Annotated in this window: 12 protein-coding genes, 1 pseudogene and 1 riboswitch; of the genes and pseudogenes, 8 read left to right on the forward strand and 5 right to left on the reverse strand. The window is 54.5% G+C overall.

The features are described 5' to 3' along the window. The first annotated feature begins 15 nt into the window (after nucleotides 1-15). The gene (cls, locus tag XYCOK13_RS19360; RefSeq protein WP_213413893.1) at nucleotides 16-1461 is read left to right on the forward strand and encodes a cardiolipin synthase; all 1446 of its coding nucleotides are present in this window, start codon (nucleotides 16-18) and stop codon (nucleotides 1459-1461) included. 165 nt (nucleotides 1462-1626) lie between these two features. Continuing rightward, the gene (locus XYCOK13_RS19365; RefSeq protein ID WP_213413894.1) at nucleotides 1627-2187 is read left to right on the forward strand and encodes an FAD-dependent oxidoreductase; all 561 of its coding nucleotides are present in this window, start codon (nucleotides 1627-1629) and stop codon (nucleotides 2185-2187) included. 111 nt (nucleotides 2188-2298) lie between these two features. Here the strand turns inward: XYCOK13_RS19365 and XYCOK13_RS19370 are convergent, their stop codons facing one another. The 4 genes from XYCOK13_RS19370 to XYCOK13_RS19385 form a co-directional block, all read right to left on the reverse strand. Continuing rightward, nucleotides 2299-2865 carry a CBO0543 family protein gene (locus XYCOK13_RS19370; RefSeq protein WP_213413895.1) on the reverse strand — a complete coding sequence of 189 codons (567 nt, stop codon included), beginning with the start codon at nucleotides 2863-2865 and terminating at the stop codon, nucleotides 2299-2301. Nucleotides 2866-2994: 129 nt separating this feature from the next. After that, nucleotides 2995-3204, reverse strand: a complete 210-nt coding sequence (locus tag XYCOK13_RS19375; protein WP_244865275.1) for a cold-inducible protein YdjO-related protein — start codon at nucleotides 3202-3204, stop codon at nucleotides 2995-2997. A gap of 62 nt (nucleotides 3205-3266) precedes the next feature. After that, on the reverse strand, nucleotides 3267-3725 hold the full coding sequence (locus tag XYCOK13_RS19380) for a divergent PAP2 family protein (RefSeq protein WP_213413896.1): 459 nt from the start codon (nucleotides 3723-3725) through the stop codon (nucleotides 3267-3269). Nucleotides 3726-3822: 97 nt separating this feature from the next. Beyond that, entirely contained in the window at nucleotides 3823-4770 is a 948-nt protein-coding gene (locus XYCOK13_RS19385) for a cation diffusion facilitator family transporter (RefSeq protein ID WP_213413902.1), read from the reverse strand. A gap of 186 nt (nucleotides 4771-4956) precedes the next feature. On the opposite strand from XYCOK13_RS19385, the pseudogene XYCOK13_RS19390 reads away from it, so the two are divergent. The 6 genes and pseudogenes from XYCOK13_RS19390 (at nucleotide 4957) to XYCOK13_RS19410 (ending at nucleotide 9886) form a co-directional block, all read left to right on the forward strand. Next, nucleotides 4957-5329: pseudogene (locus XYCOK13_RS19390) on the forward strand (ArsR/SmtB family transcription factor). A 28-nt stretch (nucleotides 5330-5357) separates the two neighbouring features. Continuing rightward, entirely contained in the window at nucleotides 5358-6329 is a 972-nt protein-coding gene (locus XYCOK13_RS19395; RefSeq protein WP_213413897.1) for a carbohydrate kinase family protein, read from the forward strand. Nucleotides 6330-6564: 235 nt separating this feature from the next. Continuing rightward, nucleotides 6565-7326, forward strand: coding sequence for a DODA-type extradiol aromatic ring-opening family dioxygenase (locus tag XYCOK13_RS19400; RefSeq protein WP_213413898.1), 762 nt, complete (start codon nucleotides 6565-6567; stop codon nucleotides 7324-7326). A gap of 79 nt (nucleotides 7327-7405) precedes the next feature. After that, nucleotides 7406-8023, forward strand: coding sequence for an NAD(P)H:quinone oxidoreductase (gene wrbA / locus XYCOK13_RS19405; RefSeq protein WP_213413899.1), 618 nt, complete (start codon nucleotides 7406-7408; stop codon nucleotides 8021-8023). A 343-nt stretch (nucleotides 8024-8366) separates the two neighbouring features. Next, nucleotides 8367-8576: a hypothetical protein gene (locus tag XYCOK13_RS22070; protein WP_244865276.1), complete on the forward strand. Its 210-nt coding sequence runs from the start codon at nucleotides 8367-8369 to the stop codon at nucleotides 8574-8576. Continuing rightward, nucleotides 8573-9886 carry an MFS transporter gene (locus tag XYCOK13_RS19410; protein ID WP_244865277.1) on the forward strand — a complete coding sequence of 438 codons (1314 nt, stop codon included), beginning with the start codon at nucleotides 8573-8575 and terminating at the stop codon, nucleotides 9884-9886. Before XYCOK13_RS22070 ends, XYCOK13_RS19410 begins: the two co-directional genes overlap by 4 nt. Before the next feature lie 194 nt (nucleotides 9887-10080). On the opposite strand, the gene thiC is transcribed toward XYCOK13_RS19410, so the two are convergent. Further along, entirely contained in the window at nucleotides 10081-11868 is a 1788-nt protein-coding gene (gene thiC, locus XYCOK13_RS19415) for a phosphomethylpyrimidine synthase ThiC (RefSeq protein ID WP_244865278.1), read from the reverse strand. A 217-nt stretch (nucleotides 11869-12085) separates the two neighbouring features. Continuing rightward, a riboswitch (TPP riboswitch) is annotated at nucleotides 12086-12198 on the reverse strand. Between the last annotated feature and the right edge of the window lie 536 nt (nucleotides 12199-12734).

Below are 12734 nucleotides of genomic sequence, written 5' to 3' on the forward strand. Positions count from 1 at the left end.
GGTGGGGGCCTAACGATGCATGTCGATGTCTTGACGACATTGTCTTCTTTGATCTTCGCGGTCAACATGCTGCTTGCAGTTGCAGTCATCTTCCTGGAGCGGCGCAATGTCGGCGCTACCTGGGCATGGCTGATGGTTCTCTTCCTGCTGCCCGGCGTCGGATTTGTCGTCTACATGCTGCTCGGGCAAAATTTGAGCCGGCGCAAAATCTATAAGCTGACTGAGGAAAATGTGAAGGTATTTCAGGATGCGCTGGCCAAGCAGCGGGAAGATCTGCCGATCTACCGTTTCAGTGATGCGGAAACTGCGGCGTACCGGGATTTGATCCATATGAACTTGGCCAGCGGCAAGTCGCTGTACACGCAAGACAATACCGTGCAGATTTATACAGAAGGCTCGGCCAAATTTGCAGCCCTGAAGGATGCGATCAGCTCGGCCGGGCATCACATTCACCTGCTCTATTACATATGGCGCAACGATGATCTTGGCAGAAGCTTGGTTCGCATGCTGGTTGAAAAAGCCCGCGAAGGTGTGCAGGTGCGGGTGCTGGTCGATGATGTGGGCAGCTCGGCACTGCCGCGCTCGTTTTGGCGCGAGCTGCAGGTTGCCGGGGGCATGGTGGCGGCCTTCTTTCCGTCACGAGTGCCTTACTTGAACATGCGCGTCAATTACCGCAACCATCGCAAGCTGGCGATTATCGACGGCAAGGTTGGATTTATCGGCGGATTCAATGTGGGAGACGAGTATTTGGGGCTGACGGAGCGCTTTGGCTTTTGGCGAGACACGCATTTGCGGGTAGAAGGCAGTGCGGTTCACCAGATGCAGGCTCAGTTTCTGCTCGATTGGACGTTGGCTTCGGATAAACAGCTGCTGAGCGACGATACTTATTTTCCGGAAGCAGAGCGGAGAGGGGCAGTCGGACTGCAGGTGCTTGTAAGCGGGCCGAACAATGCCGAGGAGCAAATTCGCAATGCCTATATCAAGATGATCAACAGCGCCAAGCGCAATGTGCTCATCCAGACGCCCTATTTCATCCCGGATGAAAGTCTGTTCACTGCGCTGAAGATGGCTGCCTTGTCTGGCGTCGATGTGCAGATGATGCTGCCGAGCAAGCCGGACCGCAAGCTCGTGTACTGGGCCTCCATCTCCTATCTGGACGAGCTGCTCGAAGCGGGGGTTACCTGCTATCTTTACGAAAAAGGCTTTCTCCATGCGAAGACAATCGTGGTGGACGGGAAGGTTGCGACCGTAGGAACGGCCAATGTAGACATTCGCAGCTTTAAGCTGAACTTTGAAGTAAACGCATTGATCTTTGATTCGCAGAAAGCCGGGGAGCTGGAACGAATTTTTATGGACGATCTTGAGCATTGCCGGATTCTTACGCTTGCCGCATACAAAGAACGTCCGCTTTCTCAGCGCTTCATGGAATCATGTGCCCGTCTGTTGTCTCCTATCCTTTAATGCGGCATGCCGCTTTGCATTGCTTAAACGATTGGAAATTGATATACTGTAATTGCATGTATCACAGTTTCGCTTGATCCGCATACGACAGGTACTGTTGGCTGCAAGAAGCGGATCGGGCGGGGAAAGTGAAGAAGAAGTGTCACGGAAGGAGCTGTAGCAAACATGTATGATATCGCTATTATTGGAGCTGGACCAGCCGGTGCCAGCGCGGCCTTGTTCGCAGCGAAAGCGGGCAAGAAAACCATTGTATTGGACAACGACAAGAGCATGACGAAGAGAGCCTGGGTAGAAAACCATTACGGTGTCATGGAAATAACTGGCCCAGACTTGATCGAGCTTGGCAAGAAGCAGGCCGCCAAATTTGGCGCTGAGATCGTGGAAGATACGGTCGTCCATATTGCGAAGAGCGGCGAAGGATTGAAGGTCGAAGGAGAGAACGGCCAATACGAGGCTCGTCACGTAATTGTGGCTACAGGCCTCGGCGTTGATATTGCCGAGAAAGCCGGACTCAAGACGAAGGACGGCACGGAGCCGCGTATCAAGACCGTGTTGGATGCAGATGCTGACGGCAAGACGAACATAGAAGGCGTATGGGCTGCGGGCACCGTTGCAGGCGTAAGCGTGCATACGATCATTACCGCAGGAGACGGCGCGAAAGTTGCGATCAACGTCATCAGCGAGCTGAACGGCGAACGTTACGTCGATCATGACATCATGAAGTAATAGGCCTGAAACCCATATAGGAAGTAGCAGTGACGGCACCTGCCAAGAGCGGGCGGCCGTCATTCTTATTTTGCGGCCATATGCTTGGTAGCTTTGCCAACGGCACGCTGCTCAGGACTTGGATGTCCGGGGGAGCGGAGCGAATTGGGTACGCTGACTCAGCCAGTGTGCGGTCATATAGATAAGCACATAGATGGGGAATGAATAGAAATATTCCCAATTTGCCATCACGTAGTAGTCCAGCCAGGCCATCAGGGGCTCTCCGACGAAGGAGGACATTCCTGAGAAAACAATCGCCTTCAGCAAAGGATGTACAAGCGGCTTGTACTGAATCAGGAGCATGATGATTACCGGGAAGAGGGAGGTGTCCCACGGCAAGTAGGTCGGGAAGAAAGGGATGACTTTATGCTTGTAGTACCATAATCCAAAGTTGGCGCCAACAAAGTCAAAAGAGCATGTGATGATGATGACGAAAAAACCGACCAGCAGCAGCCTGTAGGTGCTTGTTTTGCTTCGCAGCAAAAACCAGATGATCCAGGGGAGGACTGTTAAGGCTACGCCTGCCCACCACCTTGGCGTGTACAGGTCGTACTGCAGCCAGAGCTCCACCATTTCGCAAGTATTTGATACTTCAATCTGATTCATTTGTTCGATTTTTTGGTCATAGCTGCTGCTCATGGAAGATCACCTTTTTATCTGTTCAAATGATTCGAGAATGGAGCCTGCCCGGCGGCCGCGAACGTCCCCCGGGCATAGATTGTGGGCATGCTTCATCCAAAAATGGAAGGTACAATGACGGGTTCGATCTTAATGCATGAGCGGATTTCTTTTTTTCTTATAGCGGGTAACGAGCTTGGGCAGATGTTTGATTCCTCTTATCATGTCCCCCTTGCAAATGGGGCATTCAGGATAAGCTTCGGCGGTGAACTCCTCGCGCATCCATGCTTTGCACGCCGGACTCTTGCAGCGCCATATCGGCAGGGCCATCAGCTCCGGCTTGCTCTCTTCTGTATCCACTCGGCTCAGCTCCTTTGTGATCGGCTGTAGTGGGAAGGAGGGAGAATGGAAGGCAAGCGGTCTCAAGGCCTGATTAACAGTGCGCTTGCCGTTCCCAATGCGGTGCCGAGCAAGGCTCCTCCCAGCACTTCAACGGGCTGATGGCCGATGCGCTCCTCAAGCTCCTGCTTCCTGCGCGTATGATGGATGCCCGGATGATGGCCGGCCAGCGCTTCTACATGCGCGTCCAAATCATTCACTTGAATGGCCATTTCACCGGCGTGGCGGCGAAGATTCATCGCGTCGTACATGACGATGATCCCCAGCATGGCGGCAATCGCAAATTCCGGCGAACGGATTCCGCGGCGCACGGCCATATAAGAAGCGAGTGCAGCAACGCCGCTGGAATGTGCGCTGGGCATCCCGCCGGCGCCGAAGAGAGTGCGGGGACGCGCTTCCTTGTTGCGCCATAATTGAAGAGGTCCCTTTAACAGCTGAGCGGTGCCGACAGCCGTGAGCGCAGTCATCAGTCCTTGATTCATCTTGATTCACCTCCCGTGCAATCCTCATCCTACATTGTTTCCTCTTGTGCTGGCCGGCATCCTTGCCGGCTGATCCGCATTTATCCAAGTGGCGTGATTACACTTTCAGCTGGCTGTGCTGCAAGCCGGATTTTTCAATTTGAATCGTGGCATGCGAGAGACTGTATCGTTCTTCCAATAACTGAACCGCCTGCTGCAAAATATGCTGCTCGTTCCGATCATCCTCGATTTCTACATGGCAGCTCATGGCATCCAGGCCGGAGGTAATCGTCCAAATGTGCAAATCATGCACGTCCAGGACGCCCTCGAGTTCCAGCAGCGACCGCTTGACATCCTCTGTATGAACGCCTGAAGGAGCCCCTTCCATCAGAATATGGACCGCGCGTCGGATAACCCCCCATGCGCTTCGCAGGATCAGCAGCGCGACAACCACACTGATCAATGGATCAGCCCAGTACCACGAGAAGAGGAGCATCAGCAACCCTGCGAGGATGGCGCCGACTGACCCGAGCGCGTCGCCAAGCACGTGCAGGTAAGCGCTGCGGACATTCAGGTTGCCCTGCACATCGCTTTTGCGTATAAGCACCCATGCGCTGACCAGATTCGCCAGCAGACCGATGGAAGCGATGCCGATCATGGTAGCGCTTGACACTTCCGGAGGAGCCTGCAGCCGTTCGTATGCCTCCCAGCTGATCCAGCCGGCTATAACGAACAAGGTGGTGCCATTGAACAGCGCGGCCAATATTTCGAACCGGTGGTATCCGTATGTGCGCTTCCCGGATGCGGGCCGTGCGGCGATCCACATGGCAGCTAGGCTCAGCGCCAAGGAACCGGCGTCGCTCAGCATATGGCCGGAATCGGACAACAGCGCCAAGCTGTTGGTAAGCAGGCCGCCGAAAAATTCCAGCAGCATAATGCCGCTGGTGATGGCTAGCGCAATAGTCAATCCTTTCTTATTGCTTGGAGCATGAGGATGAGCATGGCCATGACCATGGTGGCAATGGGCATGAGGATCAGCAGCAGAATGGACATGAGGGGTATTCATTTTCATCACAGACACCTTCTTTACTAATATATGAGCAATTATTCATATGAATAGTGTACAGCAGGCTGGAAAATAAATCAATACATTGATACGGTCATCGGCGATCTTCTTGAATCGAACGCTCACGTTCTCGGTTCATGGACAGCTATGCTATAATGTTCAAAAAAGAGTGCGGTGGTGAACAACATGGCGAAGCTGGAGGCGGCTGACTGCGATGTGTGCTGCGACGGCAGCAGTCCGACGCAGGCGCAGGTAGTGAAGGAGCGCATGCTTGGTGACGGCAAAGTTACGGCAATGGCCGAAATGTATAAGGCGATGGGCGATCCGACCCGGATACGGCTGCTTTACGCGCTGATCCAAGGGGGGGGAGCTGTGTGTCCACGATCTCTGCATGGTGCTTGACATGACGCAATCCGCCGTATCGCATCAGCTGCGGTATTTGCGCAATGTGCGCATCGTCAAGCGCAGAAAAGCTGGCAAAACGGTGTATTATTCGATTGACGATCATCATATTGAGCAATTGTTCGAACAGACGTTGGCGCATATGACTCATGACTGAACTGTTGGGAAGCACAAGGAGGACACAGATGAAACGGGACATAGACGTAACAGCACTTGGCGAGGTTCTGATCGATTTTACCCCTGGCGGCGTATCCCAGCAGGGACAGCCATTGTTCGAACGGAATCCGGGCGGAGCGCCGGCGAATGTGCTGGCGGCTCTGGCGAAGTGGGGGAAGCGGACTGCCTTTATCGGCAAGGTGGGCGAAGATGCGTTCGGCCGCTATTTGGCCGATGTGCTGGCAGAGTGTGGAATAGATTGCAGAGGACTGGTCCGCACCTCGCGCGCGAATACGACGCTAGCATTCGTCCATCTGGATGAGAGCGGAGATCGCAGCTTCAGCTTTTACCGCAATCCGGGCGCGGATATGCTGCTGGACATTAGTGATGTCTCTGCCGATCAGCTGACGCGTCCCCGCATCTTTCACTTCGGTTCGGTCTCTATGTCTGCTGAGCCTGCCGCAACGGCAACGCTTCAGGCGGCACAGCGAGCCAGAATTGGCGGCACGATCATTTCCTTCGATCCGAACCTGCGGCCTCCTCTATGGAGCGATCTGGAGAATGCCAAGCGGAAGATAGAGGCAGGCATGCAGCTGGCTGACTTCGTGAAGCTCTCGGAGGAAGAGCTGCATTTCCTGACCGGCACCAATGATTTGGAATTGGGGACGAACCGGATCGCCGAACGCTTCCGCACGCCGCTGATGTTCGTTACATTGGCCGAACGGGGCTGTTTCTTCAACATGCAAGGACATACCGGGCTAGTTCCGGGCTTTGCTGTACAAACGGTCGATACGACGGGAGCAGGAGACACCTTCGTTGCGGCCATGCTGTACCAACTGCTGGAGACAGGCTGGAAGCCTGGCGAGCAGGTAGAAGATTTGGCAGGCTTGGTCGCGTTCGCGAATGCGGCCGGCGCTCTGGCTACCAGGAAGAAAGGCGCGATTCCGGCAATCCCGGCTTACGACGAAATCAGAAAGCTTGCGACGACTCACCGCCCCTGAGTGAGGTCGTGACAGATACAGGCGGACCGGCTCGGCGGTTGCGGCCTGTTTTTTTTGCTTGTTTATGCATAATTGCCGGGAAAAGCGGAGATGTTGCAGAAGATGTTGGGCAAGCCGCTTTACTTGGAGAAACATTTCTGTTACAATCACTTACGAAAAGAAATTAAATATATAAACATAAGTGAGTAGAAAAGCGGGCAGCTTGTACAACGTGAAGTGGAGGAGGTGCGGACGGATGCCGTCATTTTTTATCGCGCATGGCTCGCCGTCGTTGGCGCTGGAGGAGAATGCCTACACGCAGGATCTGAACGCCTTGACCGAGCGTTATGACAAGCCCGAAGCCGTAGTACTGTTTACAGCCCACTGGGAAAGCCCGGTTACGACCATCTCTTGGCGGGACAGCGCCTATGATACGATCCATGACTTTGGCGGCTTTCAGCCTGAGTTGTATGCGATGAGGTACCCGGCCAAAGGCTCAACAGCTGTCGCTGCCGAGGTCGAGCGCTTGCTGCAGCAAGACGGGTTGGAGAGTCGACGCAACGAGGATCGCGGTCTCGACCATGGAGCGTGGGTCGTACTACATCACCTGTGGCCGGACGCGGATGTGCCAGTCGTTCAACTGTCAGTGAACCCCTTTCTCCCGCCGGAGCGGCAATATGCGATTGGCCGTGCGCTGGCCCCCTTGAAAGAGCGCGGAGTGTGGATCATTGGCAGCGGCGGAACGGTACATAACCTGCGCATGATAAGTTGGGGAGCGGAGCGGGCTGAAGAATGGGCGGTTGCATTCGACGACTGGCTCCTGGCGAGAACGATGGCCTGGGACACCGACGCCTTGTTTGACTATCGGTCATTGGCGCCCCACGCCGTGCAAGCTGTACCGTCAGCGGAACATTTTGTTCCGTATGTGCTCGCAATGGGAAGCGGCGACCAGAAGCCGGAGCTGCTGCATCGAAGCTACGGCTATGGCACGCTGAGCCACTTGCTTGTACGGTTTTGAAAACCGCAAGCGAGCAATTGCATAATTTGTCCAAGGTTAGATGAAAACTAGGATGTCTACATTACAGGAGGGAAAGAAAATGGCAAATGTGAAATTGGCTGTGATTTACTACAGTGCTACGGGCACAAACTATCAGATGGCGCAATGGGCGGCGGAAGCAGGCAAAGAAGCGGGAGCAGAGGTCAAGCTGCTGAAGGTGCCGGAGACAGCTCCGCCAGAAGCGACTAACTCCAATCCGGCATGGAAGGCGCATATTGAAGCGGTGAAGGATGTGCCTGAAGTGACGCATGGCGATTTGGAATGGGCAGACGCGTTCATCTTCAGCGTGCCGACACGCTACGGCGTCATGGCAGCCCAGCTGAAGCAGTTCCTCGATACAACGGGCGGCTTGTGGGCGCAAGGCAAGCTGGCGAATAAAGTGGCAAGCGCGATGTCTTCCGCTGCCAACTCGCATGGCGGTCAAGAGCAAACGATTCTATCGCTGTACACTGCTCTTTACCATCATGGCATGATTATCGCTGCTCCGGGATATACAGACCCAGTAATCTTCGGTGCAGGCGGCAATCCTTACGGCACTAGCGTGACCGTTGGTCAGGACGGCAAGATGGTTGAAGATGTGCAAGCTGCGGTCAAGCATCAAGCGAAGCGCACCGTACAAGTAGCAGGCTGGGTAAAGGCAGGATTGGCGAACGGATAATTGAAGTAAGCGTTTGAAAAGCGTACAATAACCAATTAAATAGTTGCGAATATTCGGATATAGTGATTGATTCATGTCTAAACATGAACGATCACTATATTTTTTTTGCTTTTGTGCGAACGATAGGGATTGAATTCAGCAACCATCGGTTGTACTCTGAGTAATATAAGGGAACAAGATAGGTTAGATTATATGACTCAAAACTGGCGTGGAGGTGGTCTTTCGTTGATGTTAGTTGGCGAATCGAAAAGAAGTGATGCTGATTGAGTAATGGTACGTCAGAAATACTAACGCAGATGATATTGTCATTTTCAGAATAGAAAGAAAGTGGAGGGGAACTCACATGAGGGTTGCTGATTTGTTTCGTTTTCGCAATGAGGAAATGAAGGTTTTGCATTTGACGATGATCGCCTTTTTCATTACGTTTGTCACCTGGTTCAATATGGCTCCGTTGGCGACGACGATGATCAGCGAGACCGGATTTTTGACACAGGAGCATCTGGCAGTATTCGCCATCATGAACGTTGCGCTGACTGTGCCCGCGCGGTCGTGATCGGCAGCCTGCTGGATCGGTTCGGGCCAAGGATTGTCTTCAGCATCTTGCTTGTAGTCATGTCCATTCCGACCTTTATCTTCGCTTTTGGCACCAGCTGGGCGCAGCTTGCGGTTTCCCGGCTGCTGCTCAGCTGCATAGGGGCCGGCTTCGTGATCGGCATTCGCATGGTATCTGAATGGTTCCCGCCCAAGTCGATCGGCTTCGCCGAAGGCTTCTATGCAGGATGGGGCAATTTCGGCTCCGCTTTTGCAGCGATGACATTGCCTTGGATCGCTTTGACGCTGATCGGCGGTGAGAACGGCTGGCGGTATGCGATTGCGCTTACCGGCGTCATCTGTCTGATCTACGGGCTGATTTACTTCATGCTGGTGAAGGATACGCCGGAGGGCAAGGCCTATATGCGTCCCAAGAAATCATCCGCGATGGAAGTAAGCAGCTGGGGCGATCTGGTGCAGCTTATCCTGTGGACGTTCCCGTTGGCCGGGGCGCTTGGACTGCTTGCCTGGAAGCTGGGCAACACGCAGATGATTTCGGGCACGTTCGTCAATATCATCTATGCAGTGCTGGCGCTGGTCTTCCTCTATCAAGTGGTCAAAATTCTGCAGGTCAACATCCCGATTTTGAGAAAAGGCGTGCCTGAAGACGATCGATACAAGTTCAAGAGTGTGGCTGCCCTGAACACCACGTACTTTGCCAACTTTGGCGCCGAGCTGGCAGTTGTCTCCATGCTGCCGATGTTTTTTCAGACGACATTCGCCTTGAGCCCGACTGCAGCCGGACTTATCGCTTCTTCTTTCGCCTTCGTGAATCTGTTCGCACGGCCGCTGGGCGGGTACTTGTCTGATCGATTGAACAATCGGAAGCGCGTCATGCTCTTCTACATGGGCGGCATTACAATCGGCTTCCTCTGCATGGGGCTGATCCAGAGCAGCTGGCCGCTGATTCTGGCTGTAGCCATTACGATCTTGACGTCTATCTTCGTGCAAGGCGCGGAAGGCTCGACCTTTGCGATGATTCCCATGATCAAAAAGCGAATCACCGGCCAGGTAGCGGGCATGACTGGCGCATACGGAAATGTCGGCTCCGTGACCTACTTGACCGTACTGACGTTTGTCAGTCCGCAGCTGTTCTTCTTCATCTTGGCGGGAGGCGCGCTCGTCAGCTTTGTCTGCTGCTTGACGATGCTGGAAGAACCGAAGGACGCATTCGCCGACGAATATGAGCTCTCTTCCGTGGACCGCGAATTGCTTGCCGCCAACATGCCGGGGCAAGAACTAAAGCCGCAAATCTCAGCGGTGAAGTCCTGACAAGACTGCGCGAAATATAGAAGCATCCCCGCACAACAATAGCTGCCTGATCAGGGCTCCGTGATCGGCTCCCCGCTTGAGTAGCCACCTGAAAAAACCAAAATTCAGGGCTACATTGAGGGGAGCCTATCGCCGTTTCCCAGAGGGCAGCTAGGTTTGTGATGCGGCTTGTGTATGCGGGGAGGCTAAGGCGTTTATTTGCCCGCTGTTTCCTGGTACTGCTTGGCCTTTTCCTCCATGCCCTTTTGGATAGCAGAATCGACATCTATATTTTTCTGGTCGGCGTAGGCGCGAAGCTCGTGCGAAATTCTCATGCTGCAAAATTTCGGACCGCACATCGAGCAGAAATGCGCGGTTTTGGCGCCTTCCGCCGGCAGGGTCTCGTCATGAAATTCCTGGGCCCGGAACGGATCGAGCGACAGGTTGAATTGATCCAGCCAGCGAAATTCAAAGCGCGCCTTGGACAGCGCGTCATCGCGCTGCTGTGCGAGCGGATGGCCTTTGGCGAGATCCGCTGCATGAGCCGCAATTTTGTAGGCGATGACGCCCTCGCGCACATCGTCCTTATTCGGCAGGCCGAGGTGCTCTTTGGGCGTGACGTAGCAGAGCATGGCGGTGCCAAACCATCCAATCATCGCCGCTCCGATGGCGGATGTAATATGATCGTAGCCTGGCGCGATGTCTGTAGTCAGCGGTCCCAAGGTGTAGAAGGGAGCCTCTTGGCATATTTCTTGCTGGAGGTCTACATTTTCCTTGATTTTATGCATAGGTACATGGCCCGGCCCTTCGATCATCACCTGCACGTCATAGTTCCAGGCGATTTGAGTCAGCTCGCCAAGAGTCCTCAACTCGGCAAACTGCGCTTCGTCGTTCGCATCGGCGATTGATCCGGGACGCAGGCCGTCGCCCAGAGAGATGGCCACATCATAGCGGCTCAGGATTTCGCAGATTTCCTCAAAGTGTGTATACAGGAAGCTCTCCTCGTGATGAGCGAGACACCAAGCGGCCATAATGGAGCCGCCGCGGGAGACTATGCCGGTCGTGCGGTTGACCGTAAGCGGAATATAGCGCAGCAGCACCCCGGCATGAATGGTGAAATAGTCCACGCCCTGCTCCGCTTGCTCGATCAAGGTGTCGCGGTACACTTCCCAGGTCAGATCCTCGGCTTTGCCATTTACTTTTTCCAGCGCTTGATAGATCGGAACCGTACCGACCGGGACCGGACAGTTGCGGATAATCCACTGCCGTGTCGTGTGGATGTCCTTGCCTGTGGACAAATCCATCAAGGTATCGGCGCCCCAGAATGTAGCCCAGCGCATCTTCTCGACTTCTTCCTCAATCGACGAGGTGACGGCGGAATTGCCGATATTGGCGTTGACCTTCACGAGGAAGTTCTTGCCGATAATCATCGGCTCGCTCTCCGGGTGATTGATGTTGGAAGGGATGATGGCCCGGCCTTCGGCTACTTCCTTGCGCACGAATTCCGGATCGAGTCCTTCCCGGATGGCGATGAATTCCATTTCCGGCGTGATCTGTCCTTGGCGTGCGTAGTGCATTTGCGTTACCCGCTTGCCCTGCTTGGCCCGAAGCGGACGGCGGCGCAAGCCCGGTATCTCGCGGCGGGCGGCTGCGGCCGCACTCGCTTGCGCGTTTTCGCCTGCGGGTTTCACTGGAAGCCCGTCGTCCTCCGGCTTCCAGGCGCGCCCTTCGTACGCTTCGACATCTCCCCGCTCTTCAATCCAGGCGAGGCGCAGCGGCGGAAGCCCCAGGCGTACATCTGTCTGCACGTCGGGATCTGTGTATGGCCCGCTCGTATCGTACACGCGCACGGGCGGATTGTGGGCAGTTCCTTGATCAGTGTTCGTGACGTGCTGCTCGATTTCCCGAAGCGGCACGCGTATGTCCGGGCGCGACCCTGACTTGTATACTTTGCGGCTGTTGGGAAAAGCGTTCAGCATGTCCGTGGATGTCGGGTTTGACATGGACATCAGGCCTCCTTGTGATTAGGTTGCATTGAGCTCGCCAATCGATTCTGACCTTGCCTTACCTGCGCATGTACCCGACCGATTGGGTAGAAGTGAAAGAAGTGCATACAAAATTGAAAAAAAGCCGGTTTCCGTGAAGGAAACCGGCTGGAAGCCGCGCGGCAGTTGGCACGCCATGGCTATCCAAGGCGAGTGCTGCATGCGGCATCTGTGCTGTACGGTCCGGTTACTTTCCTACGCTGGTATGATCCAGATCAGGTTCAAGGGTTAAAAGCCTTCCCGGCTTTCTCTCAGCCCAAGCATCTATGGGCACCCCTAGCGACCAATGCGAATTATGAAGTTCCCTTTTACCATAATACACGTTGCGGCGAAATGCAAGAACCTTAGGAGTAGCTTTTGGAAAATGGGGAGCTCGCGTCATCATTTCGGGAGATGCGGGGCTCACGTCATGCTTGGAGAGATGCGAGGCTAGCGTCATGATTCGGGCGGAGCGGGGCCGCTTCATGCTTGGGGAGATGCGGGGTCGCGTTATGCTTGAAGAGATGCAGGGTCGCGTCATGATTCGGGCGGAGCGGGGCCGCTTCATGCTTGGGAGATGCGGTCTCACGTCATGCTTGGAGAGATGCGGGGTCGCGTCATAGCAGCGGAACTTTCGGCCGCGCGGGACATTACGTCAATTTCCCAGGACTGCCATGTGTACATGTTCCGCAACAATTGCTAGATGTGCAACGAAATGGGATGTCGGGAATGAGAAGAAAGTGTGGCTCGGGACGGGAAATACTCCCAAGGGCTAGTGGATATTGAGACGGGAGTTGCCCCTCGTGTGCAGAAGTAGAGGGTGACCTATCAAGCCCCCTAATTAA

It is taken from the genome of Xylanibacillus composti (assembly GCF_018403685.1).
Taxonomy (GTDB): Bacteria; Bacillota; Bacilli; order Paenibacillales; family K13; genus Xylanibacillus; species Xylanibacillus composti.